Annotated in this window: 14 protein-coding genes; 10 read left to right on the forward strand and 4 right to left on the reverse strand. The window is 49.2% G+C overall.

Translation table 11 applies throughout. The features are described 5' to 3' along the window. The first annotated feature begins 173 nt into the window (after nucleotides 1–173). The 4 genes from AM231_RS26510 (at nucleotide 174) to AM231_RS26525 (ending at nucleotide 4761) form a co-directional block, all read left to right on the forward strand. Nucleotides 174–1535 carry a spore germination protein gene (locus AM231_RS26510; protein WP_054405325.1) on the forward strand — a complete coding sequence of 454 codons (1362 nt, stop codon included), beginning with the start codon at nucleotides 174–176 and terminating at the stop codon, nucleotides 1533–1535. Then, nucleotides 1528–2637, forward strand: a complete 1110-nt coding sequence (locus AM231_RS26515; RefSeq protein WP_054405326.1) for a GerAB/ArcD/ProY family transporter — start codon at nucleotides 1528–1530, stop codon at nucleotides 2635–2637. Before AM231_RS26510 ends, AM231_RS26515 begins: the two co-directional genes overlap by 8 nt. Continuing rightward, nucleotides 2634–3743, forward strand: a complete 1110-nt coding sequence (locus tag AM231_RS26520) for a Ger(x)C family spore germination protein (protein WP_054405327.1) — start codon at nucleotides 2634–2636, stop codon at nucleotides 3741–3743. The genes AM231_RS26515 and AM231_RS26520 overlap by 4 nt, the downstream gene beginning before the upstream one ends. A gap of 73 nt (nucleotides 3744–3816) precedes the next feature. Next, nucleotides 3817–4761, forward strand: coding sequence for an aldo/keto reductase family protein (locus AM231_RS26525; protein WP_053491080.1), 945 nt, complete (start codon nucleotides 3817–3819; stop codon nucleotides 4759–4761). 2 nt (nucleotides 4762–4763) lie between these two features. On the opposite strand, the gene AM231_RS26530 is transcribed toward AM231_RS26525, so the two are convergent. From AM231_RS26530 to AM231_RS26545, 4 genes are all read right to left on the reverse strand, one after another. Continuing rightward, complete coding sequence (locus AM231_RS26530; RefSeq protein ID WP_053491081.1) at nucleotides 4764–5876, reverse strand: GGDEF domain-containing protein; 1113 nt, start codon at nucleotides 5874–5876, stop codon at nucleotides 4764–4766. Nucleotides 5877–5989: 113 nt separating this feature from the next. Next, on the reverse strand, nucleotides 5990–7087 hold the full coding sequence (locus AM231_RS26535; RefSeq protein WP_054405328.1) for a sensor histidine kinase: 1098 nt from the start codon (nucleotides 7085–7087) through the stop codon (nucleotides 5990–5992). Next, nucleotides 7080–7775 (reverse strand): response regulator transcription factor, encoded by a 696-nt coding sequence (locus tag AM231_RS26540; RefSeq protein WP_054405329.1) that lies wholly within the window; start codon nucleotides 7773–7775, stop codon nucleotides 7080–7082. Before AM231_RS26540 ends, AM231_RS26535 begins: the two co-directional genes overlap by 8 nt. Before the next feature lie 143 nt (nucleotides 7776–7918). Next, nucleotides 7919–8935: a D-alanyl-D-alanine carboxypeptidase family protein gene (locus AM231_RS26545; protein WP_054405330.1), complete on the reverse strand. Its 1017-nt coding sequence runs from the start codon at nucleotides 8933–8935 to the stop codon at nucleotides 7919–7921. 199 nt (nucleotides 8936–9134) lie between these two features. On the opposite strand from AM231_RS26545, the gene AM231_RS26550 reads away from it, so the two are divergent. The 6 genes from AM231_RS26550 (at nucleotide 9135) to AM231_RS26575 (ending at nucleotide 16100) form a co-directional block, all read left to right on the forward strand. After that, complete coding sequence (locus AM231_RS26550; protein ID WP_054405331.1) at nucleotides 9135–9530, forward strand: Fur family transcriptional regulator; 396 nt, start codon at nucleotides 9135–9137, stop codon at nucleotides 9528–9530. Beyond that, entirely contained in the window at nucleotides 9506–10324 is an 819-nt protein-coding gene (locus AM231_RS26555; protein WP_054405332.1) for a winged helix family transcriptional regulator, read from the forward strand. Before AM231_RS26550 ends, AM231_RS26555 begins: the two co-directional genes overlap by 25 nt. Before the next feature lie 176 nt (nucleotides 10325–10500). Further along, the gene (locus AM231_RS26560; protein WP_054405333.1) at nucleotides 10501–11979 is read left to right on the forward strand and encodes a catalase; all 1479 of its coding nucleotides are present in this window, start codon (nucleotides 10501–10503) and stop codon (nucleotides 11977–11979) included. Nucleotides 11980–12327: 348 nt separating this feature from the next. Continuing rightward, a complete protein-coding gene (locus tag AM231_RS26565; protein WP_054405334.1) occupies nucleotides 12328–14310 on the forward strand; it encodes a methyl-accepting chemotaxis protein in 1983 nt (660 codons plus the stop codon). Nucleotides 14311–14542: 232 nt separating this feature from the next. Continuing rightward, on the forward strand, nucleotides 14543–15358 hold the full coding sequence (locus tag AM231_RS26570) for a uroporphyrinogen-III synthase (protein WP_053491089.1): 816 nt from the start codon (nucleotides 14543–14545) through the stop codon (nucleotides 15356–15358). A 103-nt stretch (nucleotides 15359–15461) separates the two neighbouring features. Next, nucleotides 15462–16100, forward strand: coding sequence for a ThuA domain-containing protein (locus tag AM231_RS26575; protein WP_054405335.1), 639 nt, complete (start codon nucleotides 15462–15464; stop codon nucleotides 16098–16100). The last annotated feature ends 35 nt before the right edge of the window (nucleotides 16101–16135 follow it).

A 16135-nucleotide genomic window follows, 5' to 3' on the forward strand; every position in this document is an offset into this window, starting at 1 on the left:
CCATGAAATGCAGACTCTGTTCTCCATTATTACCACATGGTAATGATTAGAAACGAGGTTGCTCTTGTTTCCTTCTCCTTCTTTAGCTTCTGGATGATTGTAAATAATTTGGGACATTTATGAAGAAGCTAGAGAAACAGTGAGTCGGAATGAAAGAAGGGGAGGGAATAATCATGACTAGGAGCCAGCATTTGGATGCGGACCGGGCCAAGAAGTATCTGCAGGAGCATTTTAAGAATGCCGGAGACATCGAGCAACGCGAGATGAGGAATGAGGATGAATATGTATTACTGATCTATCTTAAAAGTATCTGCGATCCTGTCGTGGTGAATGAAAACCTGGTGGATCGTTTTTACGAACTCAAGTCTTTGGATTTATACGAACAATTCATTCACTCTTTTCCTTCGAGCCTGGTGCCCCAGGATGAAGAGGAACTGCTCCGTAATATGCTCAAGGGCTGTGTAGCCATATTCATCAGAAATCATGTGCTGTTATTTGACGCCTTGTTGGTTAACGCAGGTGGCATACAGCCTCCAAGTACAGAGAATGTCATTCAAGGTCCGGACGATTCTTTTACTGAAAATATCGAAGTGAATCTGAACCTGATTCGTCATCGGTACCAAACAGCCAACTTGAAGGCCGAATTCATGACTGTTGGCAAGCTGTCACAGACCCGAGTCATCATTATGTATGATGCCAGCAAGGTTGAAGAAGCGGTATTAAAGGAGCTCCGAAAGCGATTGTCCGAGATTAAACAAGATATTGTGCAGTCGGCGTCTGAAATCGAGAAGCACACGATGCATCCCCGATTGCGTCTATACCCTACCTTGATGCTGACCGAGCGCCCTGACCGGACTGTCTTGAATATATCCCAAGGCAAGGTCGCAGTGTTGGTGGATTCCACAGGATATGCCATTTTATTGCCGGCCATATTCAATGATTTCTTCACATCGATGGATGACAAAATACAGCTTCCCCCGGTTGGCTGGTTTCTGAAGGCAATTCGGTATATCGCATTGTTTATTACCGTGCTGATGCCAAGTCTTTATGTGGCTTTTACGTCCTATAATCCGGAAATATTGAAAATGCAGGTAACGCTGCTTATTGCGGGAAGTCGGGCAACAGTACCATACCCGTCCTTCTTCGAAGTGCTCTTTATGCTGCTTGCGATGGAATTTCTGACAGAAGCGAGTGTCCGGCTGCCGAAAGCGATAGGTCAGACGGCAACCACCGTAGGGGGGCTTATTCTGGGAACGGCTGCTACGGAAGCGGGGCTTGTAAGCAACATCATGATCATCCTCGTGTCCGCCGTAGCTATTACGAATTTTGTGATCCCGTTTAATATGATGAGCTCCGGCATCCGGGTCTCGAAATATGTCTTCATTGGACTGGCCACCTTCTTCGGCTTGGTTGGCATCGTTCTGGGAATGGTGGCGATGATTATGTATCTCACGAGCCTCCGTTCGTTCGGCAAACCATATTTAAAAATGTTTGCTGTGGATTGGAGAAAGAAAGGAGATCACCGGAGTGGTTAGAAACAAATACTTTTACTATCTCTTTCTGCTCAACGCAACCATCAACCTGATCAATTATGTCCCTCGCATTTTGATAACGGATCGTTTCGACGGAGCCTTGATGTCGATTGCCGTGTCTATTCCGATTGGTACGCTGCTTATGTTTACCTTTGTGAAGCTTATTCAAAAGTTTCCCGGGCAAGGACTGCCGGAGATTTTCCGTTCCGTCATGCCCAAGTGGATATCCGGTGTCCTCCTGGTGTTATATGGATTTGCATGGTATTTCTCCAGTGTTATTACTTTGATCAGTTTCGTCGATATTACGTCCCGGTATATCAGTCCGGATGTATCTCCATTTATCGTCCTGTCCGGGTTTCTAATCGTTGTGGCACTCAGCGCCAGACTGGATTCCGAGTCGATTCTATACGGACTGGAAATGATCCTTTATATGACGGTACCCATTATCGCTTACATGTGTTGGCGTGTCTTCAGCAGCCCGTATTTCAGCTGGGATGCGGTGAGGCAAGTCATTACTCATGCTTGGAATATGCCAAACTATAAGTCGATTGCCGCTGCAACCTATGTCTATACGGGATACATCAACATGGTGGTATTCAACCGAATCTTTCACAAATTTAAATTCCGGCATGTTTGGGTAATTGTTGTGGTTAGCATGCTTACCCTTCTGATTTCAGTCTTCGCCCCGATTGGCATATTGGGAGCTGCAGGCGCAGGAGCTCATGTGTACCCTGCCTTCTCGGCGATAGATTCCCTTCGAATTCGCTATTTCATCATTGAACGGATGATTTATATCTTTTATGTAGTGTATATGTCTCTCTCCCTCGTAAATTCCATCATTCATTGGCATGTGGGCAAGGAATTGATACTGGGAGGATTCGGATTCAAGTCAGACCAAACAGAATCGGTTGACAAAAAACGAAAAGTAGAATGGTGGGTGCTGATCCTATTCTCCCTGGTTGTTTTTGTATTATCGCTGTTCATTAACCAGTACATATTGAACGATATGGCAATCGTATTTCTGGATATCCGGTTTGCTGGCGAACTCCTGCTTATTGCCCTGTTGTTCTTTGCCGTATGGAAGATAAGGAGGAAGAAGGCATGAAGGTCCTGAGGCAAGGGCTGATTTATGTCATGTGCTGCTCTCTTTTGTTTCTGCCAGGATGCGATTTTCGGGATATCGATCTAAGACTGTTTGTGCTGGTCATAGGGGTGGATAAATCGGAGAACAATCCGGATATGCACCGATTCAGCTTCAAAATCGCGGTCCCCTCGGGCGACCCAAAGTCCGGTGAAGAAAACTCTTTACTGATAACGCAGGAATCGGCAAGCGTTGCGGAAGCCATCAGGGAGGTGAAATCGAAGGTGGATAAGGAGCTTGATTTCGGGCACTGCAAGGGCATCATGTATGGCGAGGCCTTCGCCCGGGACAATATCAGCAAAATTCAAGACTGGACCGTTCGCAGGCGGGATATGCAGCTGCTGATGTATCCAGCGGTTGCTGTTCCAACGGCAGAAGCCGTGTTAAAAGTTCAGCCTTCCACGGAGCGGATTGCCGGAAATTCAATTTTTCTGGCCCTGAGTGAAGATGGGACGGAGTCTCCCTTTATTATCCGGACGTATTCTTTCGATTTAGCCCGCCGTATGACAGAGGTGGGGGAGGATCCGATCATGCCTGTTGTGGAGGCGAGCGCCGAGCAGATCTTAACGATCAACAAGGTCGCTTTGTTGGATAAAAAAAGAGTGAAGGTCATTATGTCACCCGATGAAACCAGGCTGTATAATCTGTTGTATTCGCGGAATTTAAGCACGAATTTCGGGACGAAGATCGATGGCCAGTTGTATGAAGTGAACACAGACAGAACCCGGGCAAGATACAACATCGTGACGGATAAGCCAGGGGAGGAAGCGATTAATTACAAAATTCGGATTACAGCGACATTGGAAGAGAAGGAAGATCCCAGGCAGCTGGAACCGCGCGATCTCGATGCGATCGAAGCCCAGCTCAGCAAGGAGATAGGCCAAACAGTGAAAAAAATGCTGGAGAAAATTCAAAAAACAGGGCTCGACCCCCTGGGCTTTGGTCTGCGGTACGGGGGTACGCACTGGAATAATCAGACGGAAATGCAGGATTGGCAAGCTATCTATGCCCGGGCAAAGTTCAACGTATCCGTCAAGGTAAAAATAAAGTCCACGGGCTTTAAACGTTAACAGGGTAAATCTGTCTATTGAACAGGAAGATGTTACAATGAAGGTAAGCATCTACTTGAAGGAGGTTTCACATATGGATTTTAGGAGATTGGGCGGAAGCGGACTGAAGGTTAGTGATATCAGTCTGGGGAGCTGGCTGACGTATGGAGGATATGTGGAACGGGAGAATGCGGTCAAATCGATTCAGACTGCATATGGACTCGGAGTTAATTTTTTTGATACGGCGAACGTCTACGCCCAGGGAGCGGCCGAAGTGGTTGTAGGTGAAACGCTACGGGCATTCCCGAGGGAATCCTATGTGCTGGCCACGAAGGTATTCGGTAAGATGGGAGATGGACCCAATGACCAGGGACTGTCCCGCAAACATATTAAAGAGCAATGCGAAGCGAGTTTAAAGCGGCTGGGTACCGATTACGTCGACATTTATTATTGTCACCGCTACCATGAAGAAACACCACTTGAGGAAACGCTGCGCGCACTGGATGATCTGGTTCGCCAAGGTAAGGTACTCTATGTAGGGGTTAGTATGTGGACCGCGGCCCAGATGGAAGCGGCATTGGCTGTGGCAGACCGGTATTTGTTGGATCGCATTGTGGTGAATCAGCCGCTGTACAACATGTTCGAGCGCGACATCGAGAAGGAAATCATACCACTTGGTGAGAAGAAGGGAATTGGACAGGTGGTGTATTCCCCTCTAGCCCAGGGACTTCTGACGGGTAAATATGCCTCCAAGGAATCGGTGCCCGAGAACAGCCGTGCTTCCAAGCTTGGCCTTGATCGGCTCAAAATCAGCGAAGACCGCATCCGGAAGGTCCAAGAGTTGGGACGCATAGCGAGTGAGCTTAATCTTACCATCGGACAATTGGCTTTGGCCTGGATTCTGCGGCAGGATAACGTAGCCAGTGCGCTCGTAGGCGCCAGTCGTCCGGAGCAGGTAGAAGAAAACGTACAAGCCTCCGGGATTAAGCTGTCAGAAGACACACTGGCGGCCATTGAAGATATTTTGAAGTCAGAATAAGGCTAAGACAGCATCAAGTCATTGATTTCGCTGGCATAGCAGACGCGATTACGACCGTTGCCTTTTGCCCGGTACAACTCTCGGTCTGCCTGCTCGAGCAGCTCCTTGGCGTTCTTCGAGCGGATCGTATCGGGATGGACGGCTGCACCGATCGAAATGGTAATCCGCAGCGTGGTTCCATCATCCAGGATGAAGGCATGGTTCTCTACGGCAGCGCGGATCCGTTCCGCAATCGCGGCCGTCTCATGAATCGTCGCTTCCGGGACCAGCACGGAGAACTCTTCCCCGCCGTTGCGGGATACTTCATCAAAAGAACGCGAATGATCCTTCAGCACCTTGCTGAGCTGTTGCAAAACGACATCTCCGGCCGCATGGCCGTAGGTGTCGTTTATGTGTTTAAAATTATCAATGTCGACGACGAGGACACCCAGCCGTTCGCTGAAATGCTGGGCTTCAAGAAAGCGCTCAGATAACAGCTGCTCGAACTGGCGCAGATTGTGCAAACTGGTCAGGTAATCTGTTTCCGCATTCTTTTTCATTTGCAGAAATAGTTTATTGGAAGTGTTGATATATTCGGTAAGCATGTAGATGACCACTGTAGCGAGCACCGAGATGATAACGTGCTGTGTGAATACGGTGAACACCTTCTGGTGGTCAGGAATATTCATCAACATGATACATAGAAGCACCAGCATGCTGGATATGTTCATAAGCATCATGATACTTAAACGATCCCAATTAATGCGGGAGAGTAGCCCGCAGACGATGCCGATCAGCAGCATGCCGGCCCCTGCAATGGCAGCGGAGCTGGACACGCCGAAGAGGATCAGCCGTCCAAGTGCAATCAGAATCCCTGCAATCAGGGACGGAAGCCAGCCCAGATAGCTGGCGATGACGACGATGGCCAGATGCCGCAAGTCGACAAAGAATTGGGGATCAATCGGGAAGGAATAGTACATTAAGATGATCCCGTATAGGCCAAAGAGCATTCCGGCATTAATCTTGATGGTGATCGATGGGGTGACAACACCTGCAACATATTTTTTGGACAGCAGTCCGGATATATACAAGAAAGTAACAAATATACAGAAGTTAGTGAACAGTATATTAATCATGGGGATCCTTCCTTTCTCACGTAACCTGCCACAAGGACGGCAGGGCGATGAGGACATTCACCCCTATATTATCGGAAAATGGAATTGTATGTCGAATACTAAACGTTTTTTTGTTAATTTTCGGGTGGTTGTAATGGCAGACAAACTTCGAACATCGTTCGCTCCGTTGTACTGAACACCTGAATCGTGCCATGATGGGCATCCACGATAGCTTTGACAATCGCCAGGCCAAGTCCCGAGCCGCCGGTCTGATCCGTACGCGATTCATCCGCCCGGTAAAACCGCTCGAACAGATGAGGGATTGCCTGCTGAGGGATGGGAGGACCGTAATTGATCACTTGTACTTTGGCTTGCTTCGCATCTCGGGATACGTTAAGATCCACCCGTCCGGCTTCCCGCCCGTGACGCAGCGCATTGGATAGCAAATTCTCAAAGGTGCGCATCAGCTTATCTCCGTCTGAAGAGATCATGATCTTCTCTGTGGCAGGTGTGAAGACGACCTCAATACCTTCATGCTGACCAGTTAAGGAAAAGTCGACGGCCAATTGTGCGAGCAGTTCTACCAGATTAATTTCAACCCGGTTAATCGGAGAGTAACCCAGCCGGGTGAATTCGAACAAATCATTAACGAGACCTCCGAGGCGCAGCGACTTATCGTACGCGATGTCGGTATAATAACGGAGCTCGACTTCATCCTTGTACTGGTCTTCATGGACGAGCCGCAAATACCCGATGATGGACGTGAGTGGGGTGCGCAGATCATGCGAAACATTGCTGATAAGTTCGTTCTTGGATTGGACAGCCATGCGTTCCTCCGCGAGTGACAGCTTAAGCTGCTTGGCCATTTGGTTAATCTGTACAGCCATCTGGCCAAGTTCATCATTGGTCTTTACCAGGATTTCTTGATCCAGCTCACCTTTGGCGAGCCGTCTCGTTCCTTCCATTAACAGATTGATTTGACGAATGGAACCTTGACTTAAAAGCAGCACGATGCAGATAAATAGTACAATCCCGACGATGGTCGGGATAATGGGAAAACCGAAGAAGCTGACAAGGAGTCGTTCCGCCCGGAAGAGGGAATCTACCCAAGGCTCCTTCCAGTATTCCCGCCCGATCAAACGCATGATCTGCTGTGCAATAAACAGGATGAATAAGGTCAAGGCACCGCTGACAAAGAACAGCATGACGATCTTCCATTGCAATTTACGCATGGATTTTGTACCCGACGCCCCATACGGTTTGAATCAGCTTATACCCAAGCTCCTTCTCGAGCTTGTCCCGCAGATTGCTGATATGAACCATAACCGTATTGTTGGACACATAATATTTTTCCTTCCAGACTTGTTGAAATATATCCTCGGCGCTGAAGATTCTGCCTGGCTGACGGGCAAGCAAATACAGAATTTCAAATTCTCTGGCCGTCAGGGAAATCGCTTTGCCGTTCGCCGTCACATCATGCGTTGTGCGGTTAATATCGAGTCCATCAATCTGGATCCGGTCGCTCTCTCCTTGATGCAGATCGGCATTGTATTGGGTGGAACGCCGCAGCAGCGTTTTGACGCGTGTGGTCAGTTCCAGCGGGTTGAAGGGTTTGATCATGTAATCATCCGCGCCGGTCATCAGTCCCAGGATTTTGTCCATATCCTCACTTTTGGCGCTCAGCATCAGGATGGGAATTGAAGAGGTTTCCCGAATTTTGCGACAGGTTTCAATCCCGTTCAGCTTGGGCATCATGACATCCAGAATAACCAGATCGATCGTTCCGGAATTTCTGGACATGGCCAGTAGTGCTTCCTCCCCGTCATGAGCCTGAAGAACACGGTATCCCTCATTCTCCAGATAGATGGAGATCAGCCCGGATATTTCTTTATCGTCATCTACAATTAATACGCTTCTCATTAAGACATCCTCCAGTACATGACCCATTGAAATCGATGTTTCCTTACGAACAGTGTAACCCAAAATAATCGTATAAGTGATGCTTTACCACAGAAACTGCAATTTCTTGGGCGAAGGATTAAGGACGGATATTGAAACACGCCCTAAAAAAGATGGGACAGGAAATACGGCAGGATGTTTTGCCGTTCGAAACCGTAATCCATCAGCTTCCGGGTTTCCGTAAATCGTTGATCGGCATTCCCTGTTCCCATGACAACGGTAATCAGGCGGTTTCCACTGCGTGATGCTGTTCCGGTGAAACAATAACCTGCTGAACTTGTATAACCGGTCTTGAAGCCGTCGTTGCCTTCATATGCATAGGGTTCGCCGGGCAGCATGAGGTTGGTGGTATGAAGGGAGAGTTTCTTCTGTGGTACCACCACATCACGCTGGCTGGTGATCTCAAGCAGATCCGGGTGTTGATTCAGCAGCCATCTGGCCAGCATGGCCGCATCCCTGGCCGTCATCATGGTATCCCCGTTAGAAGCCGCTTCTGCAAATGAAAGCAGATCGGCGGCAGGCAAGCCCGATGCATTGGCGAATACGGTACGCTCCGATAAACCGATTTCCTTGGCGCGGTCGTTCATGGCATCGACGAATGCTGGCTCCGAGCCGCTGAGATGCTCAGCAATAGCCACAGCCGCATCATTGGCAGAATGAATGATGAGCGCCTCGAACAATTGTTTCAGGGTGTACACCTCACCTTCATGCATCCCGATACCTGAGCCAGGAACCTCTGCAGCATATCGGCTGATTGATATCTTTTCGTCCCAGGTATGCTGCCCGGAGCGGACAGCATCCAGCGCTAACAGCTCTGTCATCATCTTGGACATGCTTGCAGGAGGAAGGGCAAGGTCGGCATGCATCGCATAGAGGACCCTTCCCGTATCCGCGTGAATCAGGATGGCGGAGCTGGCTTTAATGGGAGGGGGGATAAATACCTTAATAATGAACACGGCTACCAAAATAACGCTAAGCAGGAGGCACAGCAGATGTAAGCGTGCATACCCTTTTTTCTGCCGCTTTGGTCGTGCATTCCGCGTGCTCATCGTTTCCATAGCAGTGTGGGAGCTGTCAGTCGTTGCGAGAGGTTTTCGGGGATGTTTCGCTAATGATTCCATGGCGCTTAATCAACTCCTATGACTCTATATCGCTTTTTTATAGTTGGTTCTCTAAGTCTAGCTTGGCAAGCTAAAGGAATTTTTAACGGAACCTAAAGAAATCTTAAAGATTTCCAGGGTCTGGAATGCTGGGAATAGTTGACCTCAAGATGAATAGGATTTATACTTGATCTAAAAATAAATTAAAAGGGTGAATACCTTGAAATCCTTAAATTTAACGACACAGCGTCAAGCGGTATATGATGTCCTGCGGGAATCGCATGATCACCCAACGGCTGCGGATATAATGAACCGGCTAGTGGAGAAAGGATATAATCTTGCGTACGGGACGGTCTATAACTCTCTGCGTTATTTAGCGGATAAGCAGCTGATCCGGGAGCTGAAGCTGGGTGAAAGTGCAAGTCGATACGATGCCCGCACAGACGATCACCAACATATTATTTGTGAAGTATGCGGTAAAGTGGACGAGGTCATGACGGAAGTGCCGGAAGAATGGGCAGCAACGGTAGCCGATGAAACCAGTTATGTTATCCATCATGCACATGTCGTATTCGGAGGAGTGTGTCCTGAATGTCAAATCAAACGGAAGAAATGACGGAATTAGGAATGGTTTATTCGTTCCCGGAATGGAATTCCGGCAATTCGTATATGCGTCCGACATATCCCATGGCGATTGGTGATGCTTGTCCCACCACCTTGCGGGCTGCCTTATTAAGCCGTTCCCCGGGCCGCGTGAACGAAATGTTCATCACCCTGACCGAGAATTGCTTCGAGGTCATGATGTTTCGCAAATGGGATCCCCGCCTCCAATCGGCCCTGAATACAGGTCTGCTCATTGCGGATATGACTGGCTGCCGGAATATGGCCGCGTTCAGCAAGGAGAAGGAGCTATTGCTTCCGGAACATACGACGATTCCGATCCTGTATCTCGTACGCGAAGAGCTTATGAGCAGTGCAAGCTCAGGCTTGCTTGATGAAGAGCTTATGGTATGGCCTGCCCGCTCCAAGAATACGGTAATGTATCAGGTACAGCGAACAATTCGCTTGTTCTCCCCGGCTGCGACTTTGTCAGGTGAAGGTGAGGTTGTACGAGGCTTGATGTATAAAGACTTGTCGATTGACCGGGACAAAATGACGGTTCATCGGGGCAGCACCCCCATTCATTTGACCAAGACGGAGTATCATCTGCTCATGCTGCTGCTGGACAGCGAGGGAGCCGTATGCACGCGAGAGGATCTGATGTGCAAAATATGGGATACGGACTTTATGGGCGGCAGCAACGTCGTTGATGTCCATGTCAAAAGCTTGCGTAAAAAGCTGGGCGATAAAGCAGGAGCACCTCGCTATATTGCAACAGTCAGAGGAGTGGGATACCGCCTGGCGGATTAATCCCCTCCCTTTTTTTGTTTATTTTCATATTCACAGTTGATTCATCTGACCTTCATACAAGGATCATGGAACACTCACGGGACACTCATGACCCGCCGGATACTCCAATGCTACAATCATTTCATGAAATTAGATTCAGTCTAAATCCAATTACAGAAATGATGGAGGGTTCATATATGGATAAATTAACAACCAATCAGGGAGCTCCGGTAGGAAGCAACCAACATTCTAAAACGGCTGGCCGCCGCGGACCGACTTTGCTTGAGGATTATCATCTGATCGAGAAAATCGCCCATTTCGACCGCGAACGGATTCCCGAACGGGTCGTTCATGCCCGCGGTGCGGGCGCACATGGTGTCTTTGTTGTCGAGAATGACATGAAGCCTTTTACAAAAGCCGCTTTCTTGCAGGAGATTGGTCAAGAGACGCCAGTCCTCGTCCGGTTCTCCACGGTTATTCATGGAACAGGTTCGCCCGAAACAGCGCGCGATCCACGCGGGTTTGCCGTGAAGTTCTATACGGAGGAAGGAAACTATGATATCGTGGGCAATCATCTTCCGGTCTTCTTCATTCGGGATGCGATCAAGTTTCCAGATATGGTCCACTCCCTGAAACCTTCACCGGACAGCAATATCCAGGAGCCCGGCCGGTATTGGGATTTCATGACCCTGTCACCGGAATCCACCCATATGATGACTTGGTTGTTCTCGGATCTTGGAACCCCGGCAAACTATCGCGAATTGGATGGATTCAGCGTTCATGCTTTTAAGTGGGTGAACAGCGAAGGCAAAGTGACCTACATTAAATATAAATGGGAGTCCGTTCAAGGCGTGAACACGCTGACGGCCGACGAAGTGAGAGCAGTGCAGGGCAAGGATTTCAATCATGCTACCCGTGATCTTCGCGAACACATAGAGAATGGGGATTTTCCGAAATGGCGTCTGCAGGTACAGCTGATGTCTCCCGAGGAGATGGACGAACTGCCATTTGATCCATTGGATCCAACCAAGACTTGGCCGGAAGATCGCTTTCCGCTTCTAACGGTTGGTACCATGACCTTGAATCGCAACCCGCAAAACTATTTTGCCGAGGTGGAGCAGGCGGCTTTCTCTCCAAGCGCTCTGGTGCCTGGCATTGAGCCTTCCGAAGATAAATTGCTGCAAGGCCGGTTATTCTCTTATCCGGATACACAGCGTCATCGTCTTGGCCCGAACTATTTACAGATTCCGGTTAACTGCCCGTATGCACCTGTCCGTAATCATCAGCGTGACGGCTTGATGAACGTGAATCAGGATCCGTCCCCGGTAAATTATGAGCCTAACAGCTATACAACAGGGCCTGTTGAAGATCCGTCAGGTCAGGAGAGTGAAACTCCGCTAACAGGGCATGTCGTGCGCCAGCGCATTGAGAAAACGGATGATTTCACCCAAGCCGGCGAACTGTATCGTTCATTTACACAGGTGCAGAAGGATCATCTGCTTCGCAATTTGATTGACGATTTAAGTCAGGTCAAGTCCGATATTCAGCTGCGGGCGGTGTGTAATTTTTATCGTGCCGATGTGGAATTTGGCGCAAGACTCGCTGCTGGTCTTGGTGTAGACCTGAGCGGATTCATCCCGGCTAGTCAGTCTAATCCAAGCCAGGTTAACCTGTAAGAGCTATTCCATCCGGTTTCTGGCTGTGCCGGGTGTGGAACGAAGGCTTTGGTATCAATAATTCAGGAATTACCGCCTAAGAGGGGGACCCCATATGCAGGGTCTCCCTCTTTTTTAGGTTGGAAGGTATCATCTTCAAGGGTGCATTATCTTGCTCCCGAACGGGGAGGTTTCTTTTGAACGTGACGTATCTTCTGTGAAATAGTGTATATCAACATTTTTCCCGCTTGGATATAATTACCTATCCCTACCGCATAATGTATGGCCCAAGGCTTGCCGATAAGTTAAAGGGAGTATTTTTTATAGAGACGGGTGAGATTCACTTCAGCTGGAAAGGAACGAAGATGAATGAAGAAGAATAAAGCAAATCGTATTAGAAGAAACCTGATCCTTACGTTTCTCCTCGTGCTTCTTGTGCCAAGCTTCACGATCGGGTTTGTCACGTACCGGGACGCCAAAGGCACCATTGAGGATGAAATTCTGCGCAGTGCATCGCTAAGCGTCGATACAGCCAATGAGTTCATTAATGACACGCTTCAATCCAAGCTTTATGATTTGGACTATTTCAGCGGGAAGCTGAAGTCCGTGGGAATTGATACAGAGCTTGCCGCTCAAGGTACCACGACGGTTCAATCACTGAAGGAGTACCTGCAGCTTCATCCTGAAACAGTGGAGGTATTCGTCGCCACAGAAGAGGGCGGATTCATCAAAGCGTCCGAGGGGAAGCTGGCCCAGGGTTATGACCATAAACAAAGCGGATGGTATCAACAGGCCATGAATGCAGCGGGCAAACCGATTATTACGGCACCCTATACTTCGAAAGCTGGTTCGCTGATTGTTATAACGATGGCCAAGATGCTGCCGGACGGCAGAGGCGTTGTAGGCGTTGATCTGAATCTTCACAGCATTAGGGATTTGGTCCAAGTCAAGGTTGGCAAGGAAGGTTATACGTTTGTGCTGGATCAGGATGGCAAGTATCTGTTTCATCCCGATTACGAGGCAGGAGCCGATGCGTTGGCTGAAGGCGATTGGGTATCCAAGCTGTATGAGAAGCCAGCGGGGGAGATTTCCTACCAGCATGATGGTATGGATAAACGATTGAGCTATATTACGAATGAGCAAACCGGCTGGGTCATTGCAGGAACCATGCTTGTGAAGGAGGTCGAAGACTCCGTTTACGGCATCCGTAATACTATGATACTGGTTCTGCTCGTTTCCCTCTTGGCCGCCTCGGTGCTGATCACTTGGAATGTGCGGTCGATCATCAAACCTATTCGCCAATTGCGTGAAGCGACTGAAGTTATTAGCGAGGGAGACTTGACGTATCACTTGAAGGATTTTAAACGCGATGAGGTAGGAGAATTGGCTGGTCACTTTCAGCAGATGGTGGACAGCCTGCGAGAGATGGTGCATGGAGTTAAGTCGATGACGGAGAATGTTTCTGCATCTTCGGAGCAATTGTCCGCAAGCGCCCTGCAGAATACGAGTGCTGTAGAGCATGTGACGTCTTCAATTCAGGAAGTTGCTGCTGGCAGCGAAAGCCAGCTGCTTGCCGCAGAGGAGATTCTGAAGCGCATCCACCAGGTATCCCGGCATGCTGATGATATTGCGGGTGTTTTGGTGAAGGTTGCAGGCGCCATGGATCAGACGGAGCAATTGGCACTGAACGGAAACAAGACCGTCATTACGGCAGCAGCGACCATGCAGGATATGGATATGGCGATGAATGACTTGAATGGTGTTATCCAGCAGCTGTCTGAGCGTACGGAGGAAATCGGCGGTATTGCCGCAGCCATCACCGATATTGCCAAGCAGACAAGCCTGCTGTCGCTGAATGCCTCTATCGAGGCTGCGAGGGCCGGAGAACAAGGCAAGGGCTTCGCGGTGGTAGCCGCTGAGATCCGCAAGCTTGCCCAAAGGTCGGAGACTTCGGCTGCGTATATTACAGGGCTGATTACGAATGTCCTGGATAACGTTGGACAGACCATCCAGGTGATGGAATCCGCCAAGGAGAAGGTATCGGATGGTGTAGATTCAGCTGATCTTACAGGGCGTTCCTTTTCTCGCATCATGAAGGCCATCCACTCGGTGTCGGGGCAGGTCAAAACGACGTCTGATCAGGCCAAGGAACTGGCCGAAGGTACAACCGCTGCAAGAATCGCCGTTGAAGAAATCCGCGAGATTTCAGAGCAGACGTCGAGTCAGACGCAGACGATCTCGGCTGCCTCGGAGGAACAGCTTGCTTCCATGGAAGAGGTAACCGCTTCTGCCGCAGATCTGAGCCAGCTTGCCGAGGAATTGCAGGAGATGGTAAAGCGTTTCAAGATTTAAGAGTTAAGACTGATATAAGGATTGCTGTGATTTTTCTATATTCGAATATCCATGTTAAGCAGTGAAAGGAATGTGTATTCTCCTTTCGCTGTTTTTTAATAAGGGGTCTTGGAAGAATAAGACTTAAGTGGCTTTATCTATAGAGGCAGGCCCTTTATACTTGAATCATCTCCTAGAAGCTGTTCTTACTTGGATACATAGTTATAGAAATGAAGAGAGTGAGGCATCTAACATGGCACAGCATATGAAAGATCGGATTATAGCTTTGGCCGGCCCGCGCAAGGCGGCAGACATGGCCAAGCTGGTGGAGAAAATGGGCGGCACCGCCGTGCTGCGGCCTGCGCAGGGAACCGTGTTTTTGGATGATGAAGTACTTCACAGCTCAATTGAGGCGTGGCTTGAAGCTCCTGCTCCATGGGCCATATTTACGACGGGAATCGGGCTTGAGGCTATCTATGAAAAGGCTGAACAGATGGGTCTGTCGAATACATTAAATGAAACACTACTGAACACCTTGATTGCAGCAAGAGGGTACAAGACGGCGAACGCGCTGAAAAAACGCGGGCTGGCACCTGTGGCAAGAGATGATGACGGCAGTACGTCCGGGCTTTTGCGGTCGCTTGCGCCGCATGACTTGTCGGGAAAACGTATCATATTGCAGCTGCATGGCGAATCGGCACCGAAACTGGTAGAGGAGCTGGAGAATCGCGGGGCAACCGTGCAGCCGATTCTGCCATATAAACATATTCCGCCGCTGGAGGAGGATGTCTCTCTGCTCGTTGACGAAATCATTGGCAGTAAGGTGCATGCGGTTGCTTTTACAAGCGCGCCACAGTTTCGCTTCCTGGCCGATTATGCCCGCGCACACGGCAAGCTGGAGGATGTGCTGAAGGCATTTCAAGGGCCTGTGATAGCAGCAGCCGTCGGCAAGGTTACGGCTCAGGGACTCCGGGAGGAAGGCATTGAACGTATGGTGGTTCCGGAGGAAGAGCGAATGGGCAGCATGATGGTCACGCTTGGCCGCTACTTTGCTCAAAACCAAGAATAATGTCATGATATAACATAAAGAAGCTGAATCGATCTCATTTCAGCTTTGGATGCATGTTCCCATAGAACATGTGAAATATTGATTAGTAATAGGAGGATGACTGATGGATAAGAGAAAAGCATTGCTGCTTGGCAGCTACACCCACCCGAAGTTTCATCCGCTGCAAGGCATTGATAAACAGATAACGCATTTGCTGAATGATATGTTCACTGTGCAGTGCACGGAGAATCACAAAATGCTTCATGAAAGCAATCTATATCCTTACGAGCTGTGCATCGCATACAGCGATCTGTGGGATGAGCGCGTCTCGCCCCGTCAGACCGCAGGCTTGTTGTCCTACGTAAGCGGCGGGGGCGGCTTGCTTGTCATCCATAACGGTGTGACGCTGGCCAACCGATATGAGCTGGCACAGCTGATCGGTGCCCGTTTTGACGGACACCCGCCGATGGAAAAGCTGTATTTTGTACCGGGAGAGACCGATCATGATATAACGGAAGACGTGGAGCCTTTTGTGCTGGATGAGGAGCCTTACCGCTTCGTATTTAGTCCATTCACCGAAAAAACGGTGCTGCTGCATTACGAATACGAAGGTCAGCAGTGGCCTGCGGCCTGGTGCCATACATATGGCATCGGACGCGTCGTCTTCTTGATGCCGGGCCACCATGAGCCGTCCTTTCTCCAGCCTCAGCTGCGTCTCATGATTACGCAAGCGGCTAAATGGGCTGCACGCGTTCCGGGTTAAGAAGCCATATTGTTGGATTGGTAGGAGGGACATGC

It is taken from the genome of Paenibacillus solani, from assembly GCF_001277345.1.
In the GTDB taxonomy this organism is placed as follows: domain Bacteria; phylum Bacillota; class Bacilli; order Paenibacillales; family Paenibacillaceae; genus Paenibacillus_AQ; species Paenibacillus_AQ solani.